9 protein-coding genes are annotated in these 19,684 nt (G+C 74.5%); 4 read left to right on the top strand and 5 right to left on the bottom strand.

The features are described 5' to 3' along the window. Positions 1–44: 44 nt before the first annotated feature. The 3 genes from I6A60_RS32995 to I6A60_RS32985 are packed head-to-tail and all read left to right on the top strand — an operon-like array spanning position 45 to position 7,653. On the top strand, positions 45–1,412 hold the full coding sequence (locus I6A60_RS32995) for a hypothetical protein (RefSeq protein ID WP_203024647.1): 1,368 nt from the start codon (positions 45–47) through the stop codon (positions 1,410–1,412). After that, complete coding sequence (locus tag I6A60_RS32990; RefSeq protein WP_203024648.1) at positions 1,409–2,755, top strand: glycosyltransferase family 4 protein; 1,347 nt, start codon at positions 1,409–1,411, stop codon at positions 2,753–2,755. Before I6A60_RS32995 ends, I6A60_RS32990 begins: the two co-directional genes overlap by 4 nt. Further along, on the top strand, positions 2,752–7,653 hold the full coding sequence (locus I6A60_RS32985; protein WP_203024649.1) for an alpha-(1->3)-arabinofuranosyltransferase family protein: 4,902 nt from the start codon (positions 2,752–2,754) through the stop codon (positions 7,651–7,653). Before I6A60_RS32990 ends, I6A60_RS32985 begins: the two co-directional genes overlap by 4 nt. Before the next feature lie 70 nt (positions 7,654–7,723). Here I6A60_RS32985 and I6A60_RS32980 read toward each other — a convergent pair whose 3' ends face one another. Next, the gene (locus tag I6A60_RS32980) at positions 7,724–11,047 is read right to left on the bottom strand and encodes an EAL domain-containing protein (protein WP_203024650.1); all 3,324 of its coding nucleotides are present in this window, start codon (positions 11,045–11,047) and stop codon (positions 7,724–7,726) included. 456 nt (positions 11,048–11,503) lie between these two features. Further along, a complete protein-coding gene (gene polA, locus I6A60_RS32975; RefSeq protein ID WP_307873982.1) occupies positions 11,504–14,188 on the bottom strand; it encodes a DNA polymerase I in 2,685 nt (894 codons plus the stop codon). Positions 14,189–14,526: 338 nt separating this feature from the next. Here polA and I6A60_RS32970 point away from each other — a divergent pair, with 338 nt between their 5' ends. Further along, complete coding sequence (locus tag I6A60_RS32970) at positions 14,527–15,003, top strand: PaaI family thioesterase (protein ID WP_203024652.1); 477 nt, start codon at positions 14,527–14,529, stop codon at positions 15,001–15,003. Between the two features lie 344 nt (positions 15,004–15,347). On the opposite strand, the gene I6A60_RS32965 is transcribed toward I6A60_RS32970, so the two are convergent. Genes I6A60_RS32965 through I6A60_RS32955 form a run of 3 tightly spaced genes read right to left on the bottom strand, consistent with a single transcriptional unit; the run spans position 15,348 to position 19,404 of the window. Further along, positions 15,348–16,454, bottom strand: coding sequence for an ATP-binding cassette domain-containing protein (locus tag I6A60_RS32965; protein ID WP_307873980.1), 1,107 nt, complete (start codon positions 16,452–16,454; stop codon positions 15,348–15,350). After that, complete coding sequence (locus tag I6A60_RS44260; protein ID WP_374113371.1) at positions 16,451–18,463, bottom strand: branched-chain amino acid ABC transporter permease; 2,013 nt, start codon at positions 18,461–18,463, stop codon at positions 16,451–16,453. The genes I6A60_RS32965 and I6A60_RS44260 overlap by 4 nt, the downstream gene beginning before the upstream one ends. Further along, positions 18,460–19,404 carry a branched-chain amino acid ABC transporter permease gene (locus I6A60_RS32955; RefSeq protein ID WP_203024655.1) on the bottom strand — a complete coding sequence of 315 codons (945 nt, stop codon included), beginning with the start codon at positions 19,402–19,404 and terminating at the stop codon, positions 18,460–18,462. Before I6A60_RS32955 ends, I6A60_RS44260 begins: the two co-directional genes overlap by 4 nt. Positions 19,405–19,684: the final 280 nt, after the last annotated feature.

Here is a 19,684-nt window from a genome sequence, read left to right as displayed (position 1 = left end):
CTGCCCCCGAGGCGCACGCGACCACACTGCGTGACAGTAGCAGCATGCCACGGCGACAGGGTGCCACCGACGACGTGCCGCCGAGCTCCCGGCTGCGCGGCGCGCTGCGCGGCGCGACCCCGCTGGCACTGGCCGGGATGCTGGCGAACGTCGCGAACCTCGGCGTCACCCTCGTCATCGCGCGGGCGATGAGCACCCGTTCGTACGGGGCCACCGCCGTGCTCTTCGCGCTTTTCATGGTCGTCTCCATGCCGGGCAGCGCGCTGCTCGTCGGGGTGGTCCGCAGGGTCACGACCTGGACCAGGACCGGTCGGGCCGACCTCGTCGTCGGCTGGGCGGCGCGGGTGCGCTCGGCCGGGCTGCGGACGGTCGTCGTCGTCGCTCTGCTCGCGCTCGCGGTGCGGGGGCCGCTCGCCCACGAGCTCTCGCTGCCCGGGCCCGGCGGGGTCGCGCAGACGCTCACCGCCGGCGCGGCCTGGTGCCTGCTGTGCGTCGACCGGGGCCTGCTGCAGGCCACCCGCCGCTACCGGGAGCTGGCTTCGAACCTGCTGGTCGACGCGGCGGTCAAGGGGGCCGCGACGGTCGGCCTCGTGCTCGCGGGGCTGGGCCAGGCCGGCGCGGCGACCGCCGTACTGTGTGGTGTGGTGGCCGCCCTCGTCCACGCCCGCCTCGCGCTGCGACGGCTGGCGCCGGACGCCTCGTGCCCACCAGCCACTCTGACCGCCGACCCGGCCCCGGCGGCCGGGCTCGGCCCGGTGGCGGCCCGGGAACGGCGGCTGGCCGTCGAGCTGGGGGCCGCGCTGGCCGCGCTGGGATTCCTGGCCCTGCTGCAGAACATCGACGTGCTGATCCAGGGCCGGCTCGCGCCGGCCGAGTCGGGCCAGTACGCCGCGGTCTCCGTCACCAGCAAGGTCCTGATGTTCGGGGCCGTCGTGCTGGCCGGGTTCCTGTTGCCCGAGGCGGCGGACCGGCGCCACCTGGGTGAGCACGCCCTGCACCAGCTCGGCGCGACGCTCGCGATCCTCGTGGCGCCCGCGGCCGTGCTCCTGGCGGTCGCGACCGCCGCGCCCGCCACACTGCTGTCCCTGGCCTTCGGGCCTCGATTCACCGACGCGTCCGGCGCCCTCCTCCCGCTGGCCGGAGCGATGACCTGTCTCGGAGCAACTGTGCTGTTCACCCACTACCTGCTGGCCCTGGGCTCGCGCGCCGTGCTGGTCGCGCTCGGGATCACGGCCACGGCCGCCGCGGGGCTGATCACCCTGGCCGGCGGATCTCCGGTCGCCACCGCGCGGATGGACCTCGCGGTCCAGGCCGTGCTCGCAGTGGTCACCGGGCTGCTCGTCGTCGGCGCGGCCCGCCGCACGACCGCCGCCGCGGCCGCGAGCGCGCCCGTCACGGAGGTGGCCGCATGAGCCAGGCCTTCCAGCTGGGAGCAGCGGATCCGGCCGGATCCGCTGGAACGGGCGACGCCGCGCAGCAGGTCCAGGGCACGGGCCGCCCGGCCGGGGCCGGCGGCGCGATCGGCCTGGCCGAGACGCCCTCCGCCGCGCGGATCGAGGTGCGCGAACCGACGCTCGAGGAGCTGGTCGAGCGCTCCGGCCTGCGCCGGGTGCACATGCTCGCCTGGCGGGACCTGGACGACCCCGAGGCCGGCGGCTCGGAGCTGCACGCTGACAAGGTCGCGGCCGCCTGGGCCGCGGCCGGGGTCGACGTCAGCCTGCGCACCGCGCACGCCCCGGGCCACCTGCCGCAGGCGACCCGCAACGGCTACTCGGTGGTCCGCAAGGCCGGCCGGTACGCCGTGTTCCCCCGCTCCGCGATGTCGGGCGCGCTCGGCCACGGCGGGCCGTGGGACGGCCTGGTCGAGATCTGGAACGGCATGCCGTTCTTCTCGCCGGTCTGGGCGCCCTGCCCGCGGGTCGTCTTCCTGCACCACGTGCACGGCGAGATGTGGCGGATGGTGCTCAAGCCGCCGCTGTCCCAGATCGGCGAGGCGCTGGAAGGCACGATCGCCCCGCAGTTCTACCGGCGGACCAGGGTGCTGACCCTGTCGGAGTCGTCGCGCCGCGAGATCATCGAGATGCTGCGGCTGCCACCGGCGAACATCTCGGTGATCCCGCCGGGCATCGACGAGCACTACGCCCCGCTGGGTGAGCGCTCGCCGCACCCGATGGTGCTGGCCGTCGGCCGGCTCGTCCCGGTGAAGCGGTTCGACGTGCTCGTCGACGCCCTGATCCGGCTGCGCCAGCAGCACCCGACGCTGGAAGCCGTGATCGTCGGCGAGGGCTACGAGCGCCCGGCGCTGGAGGCGAGGATCAGGGCCGCCGGCGCGACCGAGTGGCTGAAGCTGCCGGGCCGGGTCGACGACGAGGGTCTACTGGCCTACTACCGCCAGGCCTGGGTGCTGACCAGCGCGTCCGCCCGCGAGGGCTGGGGCATGACGATCACCGAGGCGGCCGCCTGCGGCACGCCGTCGGTCGTGTCGAACATCGCCGGGCACACCGACGCCGTCGCCGACGGGGTGTCCGGGCTGCTCGTCGAGCCGAACGAGCTGGCCGACGCGCTCGGCCGGGTCATCGGCGACAAGGGCCTGCGCGACCGGCTCACCGCCGGCGCGCTCGCCCACGCCGCCACGTTCACCTGGGCGAACACCGCCCGGCGGACGTTCGCGGCGCTGGCCCAGGAGGCGGCGAAGCACCGCCGTCGCTCGCCGCGCCCCGGTGGCCTGGACCGGCTGCACGGGCCGCTGCGGTGACCTTGACGACCCACGGCCCGACCGGGCCCAACGGCTCGAGCACCGCGACCCTGCCGGCCGACGATCCCACCGAGGACGCGCCGGGCAACGGCGTAGTGGACGGCGGGGCGCAGCGGCGCCGGTGGCGGCTGTGGCGGCCGAGCTGGGCCGCGCTGGTGCTCGCCGCGGTCGCCTACCTGCCGCTGCTGCGCACCTCGCCCGGCGAGATCGGCGCCGACACCAAGGCCTACCTCTACCTCGACCCGGCCCGGCTGCTGAGCCGGGCGGTGTCGATGTGGGACCCCGACGTCGGCATGGGCACGGTCACCCACCAGAACATCGGCTACCTGTTCCCGCAGGGCCTCTGGTACTTCGTGCTGCACGAGCTCGGCTTCCCGATGTGGGTCGCGCAGCGGCTGTGGACCGGCAGCATCCTGTTCGCCGCGGGCGTGGGGGTGCTGTTCCTGCTGCGCTCGTTCGGCTGGCGAGACCGCTACTCGATCGTCGCCGCGTTCGGCTACATGCTCACGCCGTACTCGCTGGAGTACGAGGCGCGGATCTCGGCGATCCTGCTGCCCTACGCCGGCCTCGGCTGGTTCATCGGCATCACCGTGCGTGGCCTGCGCGAGGCCGAGCAGGGCAAGGGCAGCTGGCGCGGCGCGGAGGCCTGGCGCTGGCCCGCCGCCTTCGCGCTGGTCGTCACCGCGGTCGGCAGCATCAACGCGTCCAGCCTCATCCTGATCATGCTGGCGCCGGTGCTGTGGGTGCCGTTCGCGATCTGGGGCACCCGCGAGGCCACGCTGCGCGCCGCGATGGGGATGATCACCCGGGCGGTGATCCTCACCTTCGTCGTCAACCTCTGGTGGATCTCCGGTCTCTACACCCAGGCCGGCTACGGCCTGAACGTGCTGGCGTTCACCGAGACGGTCCAGACGGTGGCCAGCAGCTCGCAGGCCTCCGAGGTGCTGCGCGGGCTGGGGAACTGGTTCTTCTACGGCCAGGACGCGCTCGGCCCCTGGATCAGCCCCGCCGTGAGCTACACCCAGTCGCTGTGGCTGCTGGTCGTCAGCTTCCTGGTGCCGCTGATGGGCCTGTTCGCCGCGACGGTGATCAAATGGGGCCAGCGGGCGTACTTCGTCGCTCTCGTCGTGCTGGGCACCACGGTCTCCGTCGGCGTGTACCCGTACACCCATCCGTCGCCACTCGGCTACCTGTTCAAGACCTTCGCCGAGGACTCGACGGCCGGCCTCGCGCTGCGGTCGCTGCCCCGCGCGGCGCCGCTGGTCGTGCTCGGCCTGGCCGTCATGCTCGCGGGCGCGCTCGGCGCCTGGACCGAGCGACGGGTGGCCCGGGCCGCCGACGCCGACGCCGCGGCCGCCCGTGGCCAGACGGTGGCTCCTGGCCGGATCGGCGGGCGCCACAGCGGCGGCCAGCGCCGGCGCCAGCTGGCCTTCAAGCCCCGGCCGGGTGCTCTGCTGCCGACGGCCGTCACCCTGGTCGTGCTCGCGCTGCTGGCGATCGACCTGGCGCCGCTGTTCCGCGGCCAGCTCATGGAGCAGAGCCTCACCAGGCCGGAGAACGTCCCGGACTACGAGGTCGCGCTCGCGAACGCGCTCGGGGCGAAGGGGAACGACACCCGCGTCCTGGAGCTGCCCGGCGCCGACTTCGCCCACTACCGCTGGGGCACCACGCTCGACACGGTCACCACCGGGCTGACCGACCGCCCGACCGTCCAGCGCGAGCTGATCCCCTACGGCGAGGCCGGCAGCGTCGACCTGATCCGCTCGCTGGACCGCCGTCTGCAGGAGGGCGTCTTCGAGACGGCGTCCATCAACGACATCGCCAAGCTGATGGGCGTCGGCGACGTCGTGCTGCGCAACAACAACGCGTACGAGGAGTTCCGCGGGCCACGGCCGCGCGCCGACTGGCAGCTGTTCACCTCGCCGGTCCCGAACGGCCTGGGCAAGCCGACGACCTACGGGCCGCCGGTGTCCGAGGACACGAAGATCCCGTACGTCGACGAGATCACGCTCGGGACCGACCCCACGGTGGCGGAGCCGCCGCAGCTGGCGGACTTCCCGGTCACCGACCCGACCCCGATCGTGCGCACCGCGACCACGCAGGGCCCGCTGCTCGTCAGCGGCAACGGCGAGGCGCTGGTCGACGCGGCCGCGACCGGGCTGCTCGACCCGGTGGTCGACAACAACCGGGCCGTCCTTTACACGGCGGCGCTCGCCAACGACCCGGCCGGGCTCAAGCAGGCGCTGGACGACGGCGCCGAACTGCTCGTCAGCGACTCCGACCAGCTGCGCGCCGAGCGCTGGACCGGCATCCGGGAGAACTTCGGCTACGTCGAGCAGCCGGGCATCGGCCCGCTGAAGAAGGACCCGAACGACAACCGGCTGCCGCTGTTCCCGGACCAGACCACCGCCGACCAGACCGTCGAGGTGCTGACCGCCCCCGGCCAGACGCCCCAGGTCGCCTCGGTCACCGCGTCCAGCTACGGCAACACGTTCGCCTACGGTCCGGCCGACCGGCCGGTGCACGGCATCGATGGCGACCTGACGACGGCCTGGCGGGTCGGCGCGTTCACCGACCCGGCCGGCGAGCGCTGGCAGACGACGCTCGCCGCGCCCACGACCACCGACCACGTCACGCTCACCCAGCCGCTGACGGGGCCGCGCAACCGGTGGATCACCAAGGCGACGCTGACGTTCGACGGCGGCTCGCCGGTGACCGTGGACCTCGGCGACGTCTCCAGGACGTCGGCGGGCCAGGTCGTGACCTTCCCGTCCCAGAAGTTCACCACCCTGACGATCCGGATCGACGCGACGAACTACGGCCGGCTCCCGAACTACAACGGCCTGTCCGCCGTCGGCCTGGCCGACGTGAAGATCCCCATGGCGAATGGCCAGCCGGCAGTCGCGCAGGACCTGCTGCGGATGCCGACCGACCTGCTCTCCACCGCCGGCGCCGGCTCGCTGGACCACCAGCTGGTGCTGACGATGACCCGGGACCGGGCCAACCCGGCCGAGCCGTTCAAGGAGGACACCGAGTCGACGATCGACCGGGTGTTCACCCTGCCGACGGCCCGGACGTTCAGCCTGACCGGCACGGCCCGGATCTCCTCGTACCTCCCGGACACCACGGTCGACACGCTGCTCGGCCGGCCGGCACAGGCGCCGGTGATCCTCTCGTCGGGCCGGCTGCCCGGTGACCTGGGCTCCCGCGCCTCGGCCGCCTTCGACGGCGACCCGAACACCGCCTGGCAGCCGGGCTTCGGCCAGCAGCAGGGCGGCTGGATCCAGCTGACCACCCAGCAGGGCCAGGCACCCGTCGAGCTGTCCACCGGCCAGTTCACGTTCGTGACCGACGGGCAGCACTCGGTGCCGACCCAGCTGGGTGTCATCGTCGACGGCCAGAAGGTCGGCGAGGTGACCGTGCCGCCGCTGGCCGACACCGCGAAGCACGGCGCCACCAGCACGGTGACCCTGCCGCTGCCGGCGGCCACCGGCCGGACCGTGCGGTTCGTCGTCGACGGCGTCCGGCAGGTGACCACCAAGGACACGATCTCCGAGGGCGTCTCGATCATGCCGGTCGGGATCGCGGAGGTCGACCTGCCCGGCGTGCTCGGGACCGGCACCACCGCGGGAATGGCTGCGCCGCATGGCCTGGACTCGAACAGCTGCCACACCGACCTGCTGACCGTCGACGGCCAGCCCGTCGGCCTGCGGGTCGTCGGCACGTCGAAGGACGCGGCCGACCGGCTCGGCCTCGACGTCGTCACCTGCGGCACCCCGGTCCGCCTCGGCGCCGGTGACCACGTGCTGCGGACCGCGAACGGGGCGGACACCGGGTTCGACCTGGACCGGCTGGTGCTCGCCTCCGACGTCGGCGGGACCACCTGGCCGGACGCGACCTCGTTCAACGCGCTGGACACCTCCCAGGCCCAGCGGCAGACCGACCTCGCGACCCGGCCGGCCAGCGCCTCAGCGACGGCGGCGGCCACGGGCACGGCGGCCACGCCGAAGGTCCACGTCGACGTCGCCAGCGCGACGACGTTCGTGCTGAGCGTCACCGGGGCCAAGCCCGGCCAGCCGTTCTGGCTGGTGCTCGGGCAGAGCCTGTCCGCCGGTTGGCACGGCAAGATCGACGACAACACCGACCTGGCAGCGCCCCAGCTGATCGACGGCTACGCGAACGGCTGGCGGGTGAACCCGACGTCGGACAGCTTCAAGGTCCAGCTGACCTGGACGCCGCAGCGGGTCGTCTACGCGTCGCTGACCGTCTCCGTCGTCTCGGCGGTGCTGTGCCTGGCCCTGCTCGGGGTGACGGGCCGGCGGCGGCGGCGGGCCGGCTGGCCGCGCACGCCGGCCGACCTGCCCAGGCTGGACTCGCCGTTCGCGGCCACCCAGCGGATCGGCCTCCCGCAGGTCGGGCTGCTGGTCCTCGGGCTCCTGGCGGTCGGGACGTTGATCGTGAACCCGGTGGCGGGGGCGGTCACCGCGGCGGTCACGCTGGTCGCGGCACTGGCCCCACGCGGTCGGGTGCTGCTGCGGGCCGGCGCGGTCGGGGCGCTGCTGGTCAGCGTCGCCTATGTGCTCCAGGTGCAGGCCCGCTACCACCTGCCCGTGAACGGCGACTGGGTGTCGCAGTTCTCCAAGGTCGCGACCCTGTCGTGGCTCGCGGTGCTGTTCCTCGGGGCTGACGGCGCGCTGACGGTGCTGCAGGGCCGCGCCGCCAGGCGGCGGCTGGCCGCGGCGACAGGTGGCGGGCCGGGCGACGTGGACGTCGTCGCGGGCACCGGACCGACGGCACTTCCCGGCGAGCCCGACGCGGCGGCGGAGGCCGGACCGACAGCGGCTGCCACGCCGCAGCCACCGCCGACAGACGGCGCGGACCCCGGACCGACCGGCTAGGCCGGCGCGGCCACTCGGCCGCGCCCACCTGGCGCCCGCCCAGGGCACCCAGCCCGGGGCGGATGGGAGATCAGCGGGCCCGGTGCGTCGTGTCGGCTGGGCGGGGTCGGCGGGCGGGCCGGCCATCGTGGTCGCCGCCGACGCGGCCGTCGCCCGGCGTCGAGCCGAGGTCGCCCCGGGACCGGGTGTCGTCCGTGCCGGCCGAGCACGGCCGGGCGGACGGGCCCGAGGCGCTGGCCGCGTCGGCGCGGTCGCCGAGCACGGCGGCGCTGCCGCGGCCCGAGCCACGTGGCCAGCCATGGCCGTTGGGCGAGGTGGGGCTGTCGGGAGAGGCGGGGCCGGTGTGAGGAGCTGGGCCGGCGGCCTTGCCTGCGGCGGTGAGCAGCCGTTCGAGGGTGTGCCGGCCCTGTCTGGTGAACAGCGTGACCGCGCGAAGCACGGCCGGGTCGAGGCTGCGCATCGGCCGGACCCACCGAACCGCGACCAGGCCCTGCGCGCCGCCCTCGCCCAGCAGCGGCACCATCAACGCGGACGCGACCTCCATCTTGCGTGCCATCGACGACGAGAGCACGGTGCTCGCCTGGGCGTCCGGGACGAACACCGGCCGGCGTGATCCCGCCACCTGGCGCACGACCTCCTCGGCCTCCAGCGTGGTGCGCATCCCGACCGCGGAGACCGGCCGGGCGCCCTCGGCGACGGACAGTCCGGTGATCCGGAAGACGGACGAGCCAGGAAGGTCGGGCAGCATGACGGCCGCCGTGTCCGCGCCACAGAGCGATCGGACCGTGGCCGCGAACACGCTGGCCGCTGCCGCCAGGTCGTGGCGGTCCCAGTACCGCTCCAGCCGGTCCAGACCGGCCTCGACCTCCTTGAGCAACAGCCGTTCCAGCCGGGCGTCGAGCAGCCGCATGGTGTGCGCGGCGAGTTCCTGGAGGGCGACGCGCTGGGCGCTGGTGAGGCGGCGGGGCACCCGGTCGGAGACGCTCAGCGCGCCCAGGACCCGGCCCTCCGAGGTCCGCAGCGGCGCGCCGGCCACGAAGATCACATGCGCCGGCTCGATCCGGGCGAGGTGGGCATAGCGCAGGTCACGGGTGGTGTCGGTGATCTCGAGGAACTCACCGGAGGCCACGATGTACGAGCCGGGGCCGACCCGGGCGCCGAGATCGGTCAGCTCCACGCCGTGGACGGCCTTGAACCACTCCCGGTTGGCGTCGATGAAGACCAGGTAGCCGTACCGGCAGTCGGTGACCTGCGCGGCGAGCGCCGCCAACGCGTCGAACTCGGGCTCCGGCTGCGTGTCGAGGATGCGGTAGCGGCGCAGCGCCGCGAGGCGTTCGGCCTCGTCCGGCGGGTTGGGCGCGGTCATGCCCGTCTTGACCCACAGCTCGGTGGTCTCGTCGGGCACCACGAGCCGGGCCGCCTTCCGCACCGCGACGGCGGGGCTTTCGTTCTCCTCCTCGACCGTCGGGCGCTGCGTCTCCGACATCGTTGTCTCCGGCATCGCCACCGTCGGCGTAGCCTCGGCCGCGGGCACGGTCACCCCGGCCGGCGCCTCGGCGTCCTCGCCCGAGGCCGCGACAGGCCGGTAGCCACCCCGCAGCAGCGCCGCGAGCTCGGCGGCCGGCAGCGGCGGCGAGAGGGCGTCGCCCTGCAGCAGGTCGACGCCCAGCTCGATGAGCATCCGGGCGGACTCCTCGTCCTCGACACCCTCTCCGACGACGCGCAGGCCGAGCCGGTGGCCGAGGTCGATGACCGAGCGGACGATCGCGACGTCCGGCAGACTGCCGCGGGCGTCCGCGACGAAGCCCTTGTCGATCTTCATCTCGTCGAACGGGAGCGCCTTGAGGATCTCCATCGAGCTGTAGCCGGTGCCGAAGTCGTCGAGCGCGAGCTTCACCCCGGCGGTCCGCAGCTCGCCGAGCATGGTCGCGGCCCTGGCGGGCTGGGAGATGAGCGCGCTTTCGGTGATCTCCAGGGTCAGCATGTCCGGCGACAGGTCGTGGGCCTCGAGCCGGCGGGTGATCAGCCGGGGCAGGTCGTCGATGACCAGCATGCGGGCGGACAGGTTGGCCGAGACCGGGATGTGCAGGCCCTCGCGCACCCAGGCGGCGCACTGGCCGAGCACCTCGTCCAGCTCCCACCAGGTCAGGTCGATGATCAGGGTGGAGCGTTCGGCCATCGGCAGGAACGAGCCCGGTGGCAGCAGTCCGCGCTCCGGGTGGCACCAGCGGACCAACGCCTCGACGCCGGAGACCCGGCCGGTCGCCGCGTCCTGCAGCGGCTGGTAGTACAGGACCAGTTCGCGGTTGGCGATCGCCCGGCGCAGCTGGGCGTGCAGCGCCAGCTCCCAGGAGCGCACGCCGACCGTCCCGGCCATCCCGCTGGTCCACACCCCGACCCGGGCACCGTCCCGTTTGGCGTTCGCGAGCGCGGCGTCGGCGCACGGCAGCAGCGCGGCGAGCCGTTCGCCGTTGCGCGGCGCGGCCGCCATGCCCGCGGTCGACTCGAGCTCGACGTCGATGCCACGGATGCGGACCAGGCCGTCAAGCTGGTCGAGCACCTCGCGGCCGAGGCGCCCGAGCCGGTCGCGGCGCTCGTCGTCGTCCTCGGTGGTCAGCACCTCGCCGGGCAGGATCAGGACGAACTCGTCGCCGCCGAGCCGGCCGACGAACAGCGGTGTCGGGCTGACCCGGCGCAGCAGGTTGGCGAACTCCCGCAGCGCCTCGTCGCCGGCCTGGTGGCCGAGCGCGGTGTTGATCTCGCGGAAGCGGTTCACGTCGAGCACCATCAGGATCGCCGAGCGGCCGGCGAGCAGCATCTCGGCGATGGCCGGCTCGGAGGCGTGCATCATGCCGGCGCGGTTCGTCAGCCCGGTCAGCGGGTCGTTGAAGGCCTGGCCGCGGCCCCAGCCGAGGAAGCCGGAGGCGAAAGCCGCGGCGCCGATCGTGCTCAGGAGGCAGGAGACGTAGGTCAGCGGGATGGCGGTCAGGCCGCCGCGGACGCCCATGGCGACGGTGAGGGCGGCGCAGATCGCGCCGGTCACGGCGACCGCCGGGCCGCGCCGGGAGGAGACCAGGCCGGCGTAGCTGCCGGCCCACGGGAACCAGAGCAGGAAGGCCAGCGGCGCGCGGGAGCCGTCGCCCCCAAGGATCGCGGTCGTCATGGCCGCCGTCATCGTCAGCGACACGACGAGCGCCTGCCGACGCACGTCGTGGCGCCGGTCGAGCAGCAGGTAGGCCAGCGTGGCGGCCGAGACCACCAGGGCCGCGAAGGTCGCGGGGAGCATCTGGACCTCGGACGGCGCCACGAGCATGACGATGAGGAACAGCGTGCCGACCAGCGGGAGCGCAAGGAGATAGCCGCTCCGCCGGACCGCCGCGCGCATCGCTCGCATCGCCAGCCCTCCCCGTGCCCGGACACGCGAGAGCGGGACGCCGCCGTGGCGTCGGGGAGCATCCCTGCGCGCCGTGCGACGTGCCGCCGGCCAGGGCAACCCGTCCTTCATGGGGCGCGGTGCCGAACCGCACCGTCTCACTCCAACTACACAGCCCGTACCCAGCCAGTCACACCATCTCCCGCGCGGACCGCAGGGTAACCCGCCCCGACCACCCACCCTGCGCCCGCGCCGAATATCTGTCCACTCCTCGAATCCACCCACTCACGCTCCGCGTCCGAGGGAGAGGAGCTGGCCGGCCCGCTTCCGCAAGATACGGAATCAACCGGACAACCGGGCCCGTTTCCGCCACCCCGCTGCTACGGAAAGAAGACCGCGGGGCGCGGCTCGGCCGCTTCGGGGCGGATCCGCGGCCACGCGGGCGGCCCGCGTCGACCAGGATCCGCGGGCGGCGTCCTAGTGGGCGGCGTCGTCCCAGGTGTGGCCGGAGCCGACCGAGACCTCCAGCGGGACGGACATGGTGTACGCGTTCGCCATCTCGGCGCGGACCAGGGTCTCGGCCTGCTCGCGCTCGCCCGGGGCGATCTCCAGGACGAGTTCGTCGTGGACCTGCAGGAGCAGGCGGGACCGCAGCCCGGTGTCACGCAGGCCGCGGTCGACACCCAGCATCGCGATCTTGATAATGTCCGCGGCCGAGCCCTGGATCGGCGCGTTGAGGGCCATGCGCTCCGCCATCTGGCGACGCTGGGAGTTGTCGCTGGTCAGGTCGGGAAGGTAGCGGCGGCGACCGAGAATGGTCTCGGTGTAGCCGTCCTTGCGGGCCTGGTCGACCACGCCGCGCAGGAAGTCGCGTACCCCGCCGAACCGGGCGAAATAGGCCTCCATCTGGTCCCGGGCCTCGTCCGGGTGGATGCCGAGCTGGGTGGCCAGGCCGTAGGCGGACAGCCCGTAGGCCAGGCCGTACGACATCGCCTTGATCCGGCGGCGCAGCTCCGGGTCGACCTCGGCGACCGGCAGGTTGAACGCCTGGGCCGCGACGAAGGTGTGCAGGTCCTCGCCGGAGGCGAACGCCTCGATCAGGCCGGCGTCACCGGAGAGGTGCGCCATGATCCGCATCTCGATCTGCGAGTAGTCCGCCGTCAGCAGCGTCTCGTAGCCGGGGCCGACCACGAAGGCCCGGCGGATCTGGCGGCCCTCGGCGGTCCGGATCGGGATGTTCTGCAAATTCGGGTCGGTCGAGCTGAGCCGGCCGGTGGCCGCGATCATCTGGTTGAAGGTCGTGTGGATCCGGCCCGCGTCGTCGATCATCGGCAGCAGCGACTCGACGACCGTCTTGAGCCGGGCCACGTCGCGGTGGCGCAGCAGCGTCGGGATGAGCGGGTGCTCGGACTGGGTGGCCAGCCAGGCGAGCGCGTCCGCGTCGGTGGTGTAGCCGGTCTTGATCTTCTTGGTCTTGGGCAGGCCCAGCTCCTCGAACAGGATCTGCTGGAGCTGCTTGGGCGAGCCGAGGTTGAACGGCCGGCCGACGATCTCGTGGGCCGCCTCGACGACCTTGGTGACCTCGGTGCCGTACTGGGACTGCAGGTCGGCCAGGTACTCGGCGTCGGCGGCGATACCGGCCCGCTCCATGCCGGCGAGCACGGTCAGCAGCGGCAGCTCGATGTCACGCAGCAGCGTGGCGGCCGAGCGGCGCTCCAGGTCACCGTCGAGCGCGTCGGCCAGCTCCCCGACGGCCCGGGCCCGGACCACGTCGACCTCGGCCTCGGCCGACTCCTCGACGCCCTCGACCTCGACGTCGAGGGTCAGCTGGCCGTCGGACGGCGCCTCGTCGGCCTTGAGCTCCCGGTGCAGGTAGCGCAGCACCAGGTCACCCAGGTCGAACGAGCGCTGGCCCGGCAGCGCCAGGTAGGCCGCCAGCGCGGTGTCGCTCGTGACGCCGGCCAGGGTGAAGCCCAGCTCGGCCAGCGCGAGCATCGGGCCCTTGACGTCGTGGGCCGCCTTGGGCTTCGACGGGTCGGCGAGCCAACCGGCGAGCGCCTGCTCGTCGGCCGGTGTGACCTGGGTCGGGTCGATCCAGGCCGCTTTGCCCTCGGGCGGGGCCAGGGCGATGCCGGCGATGGTCCCGGTGCCCCGGCCCCAGCCGCCGCGCAGGTGCAGGCCGGTGCGGGAGCCGCCCGTGGTGTGCTCGGCGAGCCACTCGGTGACGTCGCCGGGCGCGAGCACGTCGAACTCGACGGCGAAGCCACCGTCGCCGGCGGCAGGCTCGACGACCGCGAGCGCCTGGTAGAGCCGCTCGCGCAGCACCCGGAACTGCAGCGTGTCGAACAGGGTGTGCACGGCCTCCCGATCCCAGGGCACCAGGCGCAGGTCGGCGGGGTCCCGGTCGAGCGGGACGTCGCGGGCGAGCTCGGTGAGGCTCCGGTTGCGGATCACGTTGCCGAGGTGGTCCCGCAGCGACTGGCCGGCCTTGCCGCTGACCTCGTCGGCCCGGTCGACCAGGTCGGCCAGGCTACCGAACTGCTGGATCCACTTGGTGGCGGTCTTCTCGCCGACTCCGGGGACCGACGGCAGGTTGTCGGACGGGTCACCGCGCAGCGCCGCGAAGTCCGGGTACTGCGCCGGGGTCAGGCCGTACTTGGCCTCGACCTCCTCCGGGGTGTACCGGACCATGTCGCTGATGCCCTTGCGCGTCATCAGGACGGTGATCTGGCCCGTGACGAGCTGGAGGGCGTCGCGGTCCCCGGTGACGATGAGGACGTCCATGCCGGCGGCCTCGCCCTGGGTCGCCAGCGTCGCGATGATGTCGTCCGCCTCGTAGCTGGCGGCCGAGAGGCTCGGCACCGCCAGCGCGTCGCAGACCTGGTGGATCAGGCTGATCTGGCCGACGAAGTCGCTCGGGGTCTCGGCCCGGCCCGCCTTGTACTCGGCGTACTGCGCGTGCCGGAAGGTCGGCGCGGGCAGATCCCAGGCGACCGCGACGTGGGTCGGCTGCTCGTCGCGCAACGCGTTGATCAGCATCGAGGTGAAGCCGTAGACCGCGTTCGTCGGCTGCCCCGTCGTGGTCGAGAAGTTCTCCACCGGAAGCGCGAAGAAGGCCCGGTAGGCCAGCGAGTTCCCGTCGAGCAGCAGCAGGCGCGGCACCCCTGGGGTCGGCGCCGGCCTGGCGGCCGAGGCCGTCGTGCGCGCCGCGGGCCTGGCCGCGGCGCGTGAGCCCGGCGTCCGCGTGGCCCGCCGCGCGGGGGCCTTGGCCGGCGCCTCGGTGGCCGCCGCCGCTGGCGCCTCGGTGGCTGGCTCCGCCGGGGTCGGGGCGTCGGCGACCAGGGTCGCGTCGGCCAGGTCTGGGCTGCTCGTCGAACCGGACACCCAGCGAAGTCTAGGCGCCCCTACCGACAATCCCGGACAGTGGCTGATCCCCTGGCCGAGGACACCGTGGTCCCGTCGAACGACGAGTTGGCGCCACCGCGACCTAGGCTCGGACGATGACTGTGGAGACCGATCCGGCGGACGCCGCCGGGCCGAGCGAGCCCACCGACCTGCTCGCGCAGCTGAACACCTACCGGGGGGAGCTCCCTCAGAAGCTGGGCATCGAGCTGCTCGAGGCCACGCCGGAACGGGTGGTCGGCCAGATGCCGGTCGAGGGCAACCGACAGCCCTACGGGCTGCTGCACGGCGGCGCCTCCGTGGCGCTCGCCGAGACCGTCGGCTCGATCGCAGCGATGCTCAACGCCGGCCCGGGCCGGGCGGCCGTCGGCCTGGACATCAACGCCACCCACCATCGGGCGCTGACCTCGGGCACCGTCACGGCCGTGGCGACCCGGATCCACGCCGGCCGCTCGGCCGCGATGTTCGACATCCACATCACCGACGAGCAGGGCCGCCCGGTCTGCACCAGCCGCCTGACCTGCCTGCTGCGCGACCAGCCGCCCGCCGGTGGCACGATCCCCGGCCGCGGCTGAGCCAGCCCCACGGCCGGCGGGAGCCCTCGGCCGGGCCCGACTCAGCCCATCCGTGGGTAAGGCCGGGACCGGCTGGCCTGGCCTGGCGCGCCGCGTCGTCGCGCCAGCGGTGACACCCGGGGACGGTCTTTGGTGCCGTCCGGACCTTCCCCGCGCCCGGACGTTTTCTACTCGGCCGACCCCCGGGTCCACCACCGGAAGAGACGGTAAGAGCGTTGAGTAACCAGGTCAACACGGCCCGCGCATGTCCGTCGACTGTTGTGACTTCTCCGGCAACGCCGGCATTCCACTAGCTCATTGCGCTTCGCTGCCGACAGGCCCTCGAACCGGTCACGACGGAACCGTCAGGGCGCCGTCACCGCGGTGCCGAGGTAGGCCTCGACGACGGCCGGGTTGGCGCGGACCTCGTCAGGGGTGCCGGTGGCGATCACCTTGCCGAAGGTCATCGCCAGGACCGTGTCGGCGACGGCGGCGACCAGCCGGATGTCGTGCTCGATGAGCAGGATGCTGACGCCGCGAGCCCGGATCTGGCCGATCAGCTCGACCAGGTCGCGCCGCTCGGCCGCGGTGGCGCCGGCGGCCGGCTCGTCCAGCAGCAGGAGGGACGGCCTGGTGCCGAGCGCCCGGGCGATCTCCAGCCGGCGCTGGGCACCGTAGGGCAGGCTCGCCGCCGGCTGCCCGGCCCGGTCGGCCAGGCCGACGAACTCCAGCAGCTCCCAGCTGGCCTCCGCGACCGCGCGGGCCTCCCGGCGCACGAACGGCAGCGGCAGCAGCGCCCGACCGGCCCCGACGCGCGCCCGCACCTCGACGCCGACCCGCACGTTGTCGAGTGCCGTCAGGTCGCCGAACAGCCGGATGTTCTGGAACGTGCGGGCGATGCCCAGCCGGGCCACCCGGTGCGCGGACCGGCCCAGCAGCTCGACCGGCTTGCGCGCGACGTCCGGCGCGCCAGCGTCCCGTCCCGGGCCGGCCTCGTCCGGTGGCGGCGGGCCGCCGGGAGGTTCGCCCTCCACCGCCGGTGCCGCGCCGGCCGGGGACGCCCAGGAGCCGACGCCCGGGACCCGGGTCGGCCAGAAGTGGGCGCTGCCCCGGCGGGGCTTGTAGGTGCCGGTGAGGCAGTTGAACAGGGAGGTCTTGCCGGCGCCGTTCGGACCGATCACGGCCAGCACGGTCCCGCGCGGCTGGCGCAGCGAGACGTCGTCGAGGCTGGTCAGCCCGCCGAACCGGAGCGTGAGGCCGGCGACGTCGAGAATCGGCCGGGACGGGGCCTGCGAACCGGGCGACGGCACCGTCGTCGCGTCCGGTGCCCAGTCGACCCGCGGACCGGGCCGGGCTGGCACGACCGGCGGCGGCAGGGCCGCGCGGCCGCGTGGCGCCGGGATCGACCCCCCGGACCCGCTGGGCGGCTCTGGGACGGCGGGCCCGGGAACGGGCGGTTCGGAGTCGGTCATGCCCTGGCCTCCCGGGGAACGGTCGGAACCTCGTCGTCCGGACCGGCCCCAACCGGGTTTCGCCGCTGGGCCGAACCGTGCCCGGCGGTGCCTGGCCTGGGCGGTGGGACCGGACTGGCCCCGAGCGGGCGCGGCGGCAGCAGGCCCTGCGGCCGGAACACCATCATGATCATGACGATGGCGCCGAAGTAGATGAAGCGGTCGGCCGCCGGCACCCGGTCGCGCAGGAAGAACGCCAGGCCCTGCAGCACGACGGCGCCGACGACGACGCCGAGCCGGGAGCCCATCCCGCCGAAGATGACGACCGTGAGCACCAGCAGGGAGGCCTGCAGGCTGAAGGTCTGCGGGTTGAAGAACTGCTTCGTCGCCAGCACCACCCCGGCGAAGCCGGACACCGAGGCGCCGATCGCGAACGCCAGCAGCTTCATCCGCATGGTCCGCACCCCGGTGGCCTCGGCGGCGATCTCGTCCTGGCGGATCGCGGCCCAGGCCCGCCCGGTCCGCGACCGCTCCCAGACGCCGAGCACGGCCATCACGAGAATGACCAGGACCACCAGCAGGTAGTAGTACGGCAGGGGTTCGAGGCCCCACGCGTAGTGGAAACCGCCGACGTGGACGGACAGCGGCGGCACGCCGAACACGCCGCGGGCGCCACCGGTGATCCCGTCGGCGTTGTTCGCGAGCAGCTGGACGATCTCGCCGAAGCCCAGCGTGACGATCGCCAGGTAGTCGCCGCGCAGCCGCAGCGTCGGCGCGCCCAGCGCGATCCCGGCGAGCGCCGCGACGGCGACCGCGACCGGCATCGCGAGGAACGGGTTGATCCGCACCACGGCGTGCCACGGCATCGCCGTCGCGGAGCACAGGTAGGCGGCCGTGTAGGCGCCGATCGCGAAGAAGGCGATGTAGCCGAGGTCCAGCAGGCCCGCGTAGCCCACGACGACGTTGAGGCCCAGCGCGAGCAACGCGTACAGCCCGATGTCGTTGACCATCGACTGCTGCGCGGCCGTCGACACGACCAGCGGGGCGGCCACAGCCGCGGCCAGCGCCAACGCGTACCCGGCCGTCCGGCCGCGCCGCCGCGCCCGACGTCCGCCAGCCGTCGCCGGGGCCCGGGGCTCGCTGGCGAGGGCCCGCGCCCCGCCGGTCTGGTCGCGGCCGGCCTGGGCCGGGACCGTCCATTTCGACCTGGCCGCCCAGGTCCGGTGCCACGGCGCCACCTCGGGCGCCGCCGCGCGCTCGCGGGAGCTGGCGAGTGGGTCCCCTTCCAGGAGCGTCTCCCCCGCCCCCTCGGAGGCCCTGGCCTCGGCGGCCTGCCTGCTCGGTCGGGACAGCGCGTCGGCGAGGGACTGCCGCTCGGGCGGCGCGGCGGCCGGCCGGCCAGCCAGCCGGGCGCGCCTGCGCCGGCCCGCCGGCGGCAGCGCCAGCCGCGCGCCGTGACGGGTCGCGCCGGCCAGCTCACGCACCGCCCGGGTCAGCCGTCGCACCCGTCGGCGGTGGTGGCGGCGGCGCAGCCCCGCGCGGTCCCGGACCCCGGCGGCGCGCTCGCGGGCCCGGTCGGCCGCCCGGCGCGGCGGGCCGGCGAGCCACCCGCGCAGCCAGGGCGACCAGGTGACCCCGAGCCAGGCCAGGACGGCCGCGGACAGGAAGAGCGCGCCGCGGGCACCCGCCAGCGAGCCCCGGGCCCCGGCCAGCGGCCGGTCGCCGTCGCCGGACGGCCCGGTCGCCAGCGCCGCGATCAGGGCGAGAACCAGGCATCCGCCGAGCCGGCGCCACCCGCTGAACCGGCCGTCACCCGTCCGGGCCTGCCCGCCCCGCGCCGGCTCGGCCAGCGCCGCCGCCGCGCGGCCCGAGGACGGTCCGGCCTCGGACGGTGGCCAGGCCGGCGGCTGTTCCGACGGGTGCGCCCCGGCGGAGCCCAGCCGTTCGACCAGAACCCGTACGTCCGGCAGTCCGAGGTCGCCGTCGACGGTCTCGGGCGGCTCGTCGGAGCCGGGGCCGGTGGTTGTCACGCGGGGCGTCCGAGCCGGGCGCCGAGCAGGCCGGACGGGCGTAGCAGCAGCACCCCGACCAGGACGACGAACGCGATGACGTCCTTGTAGGAGGCCTCCAGCAGGTAGCCGCCGAAGCTCTCGACCACGCCCAGGAGCAGGCCGCCCAGCACGGCGCCGCGCACGTTGCCGATGCCGCCCAGCACCGCGGCGGTGAACGCCTTGATCCCTGGGACGAAGCCCATGGTGTACGAGGCGTTGAAGGTCATCGCGTAGAGGAAGCCGCCGGCGCCGGCCAGCAGGCCGCCGAGCACGAACGTCGCCACGATCACCCGGTCCACGTCGACGCCGAGCAGCGTGGCGGTCTCGGCGTCCTCGGCGACCGCGCGGATCGACTGGCCCAGCCGCGTCGCGCGGACCAGCCGGTCGACGACAAGCAGCATCGCGAGCGCGGTCGCGCCGATCACCAGCGTGAGGGTCGAGACCGACGCTCCCCCGACCCGGAAGACCGTCCCGTCGCGGAACAGCGGCGGCACCGGCACGTTCTGGCGGCCGAACTCCTTGCCGGCCAGGTTGAACGCGAACATCGACGCGCCGATCGCGCTGATCAGGTACGCCAGCCGGGGCGCGCCGCGCCGCCGCAGCGGCCGGTAGGCCGCCCGCTCCAGCGCGAGCGCCGCGAGCGCTCCGGCGAGCCCGCCCGCGACGAGGCCGACGGCGACGAGGCCGACCGCGGCCAGGCCGCCGGGCGGGGCGCCGGCGCCGCCCGCTCCCCCGGGCACGAACGCTCGGGCCGCGAACAGGCCGCCGAACGCGCCCAGCATGAACACCTCGCTGTGCGCAAAGTTGATCAGTTGCAGCACCCCGTAGACAAGCGTGTACCCGAGCGCGATCACCGCGTACAGCGCGCCGACGGTCAGGCCGTCGACAGCGAGCTGCGCGATCGGCTCACCGCTACTCACGGCCCGCACCAGGCCCCAGGTCCCGGCCCGGACCTGGCCCCAGGTCAGGGCCCGCGTCTGGCCCCACGTCACGGCCCGGACCCGACCAGGGGCGCGGCCGGGCGCCACCGACGCCCCAGCGGGCCGACCGCACCCGTCCCTCCCAGCTGGAGGCCAGGTCGGTCAGGCCGGGTTCGGCCGGCGCGGGATCGGCGTGCCCCGGCCGGGCCGGAACGACCGGCGCCCCCGCCGGCCCCGCCCCGGGGGGGGGGGCGGCGGGGGGCCGGCGCCCCGCGGCCCG

Origin of the sequence: Frankia sp. AgB1.9, assembly GCF_016786355.1 — a bacterium.
Lineage (GTDB): Bacteria > Actinomycetota > Actinomycetes > Frankiales > Frankiaceae > Pseudofrankia.
The sequence above is the reverse complement of the archived record's forward strand: the minus strand, read 5'-3'. Positions and strand labels throughout refer to the sequence as shown.

Coding starts and splice junctions, on each gene's coding strand:
- I6A60_RS32990 (WP_203024648.1), top strand. CDS start 1,409: ATGAGCCAGGCCTTCCAGCTGGGAGCAGCGGATCCGGCCGGATCCGCT.
- I6A60_RS32980 (WP_203024650.1), bottom strand. CDS start 11,047: ATGCGAGCGATGCGCGCGGCGGTCCGGCGGAGCGGCTATCTCCTTGCG.
- I6A60_RS32995 (WP_203024647.1), top strand. CDS start 45: ATGCCACGGCGACAGGGTGCCACCGACGACGTGCCGCCGAGCTCCCGG.
- I6A60_RS32965 (WP_307873980.1), bottom strand. CDS start 16,454: ATGACCGACTCCGAACCGCCCGTTCCCGGGCCCGCCGTCCCAGAGCCG.
- I6A60_RS32970 (WP_203024652.1), top strand. CDS start 14,527: ATGACTGTGGAGACCGATCCGGCGGACGCCGCCGGGCCGAGCGAGCCC.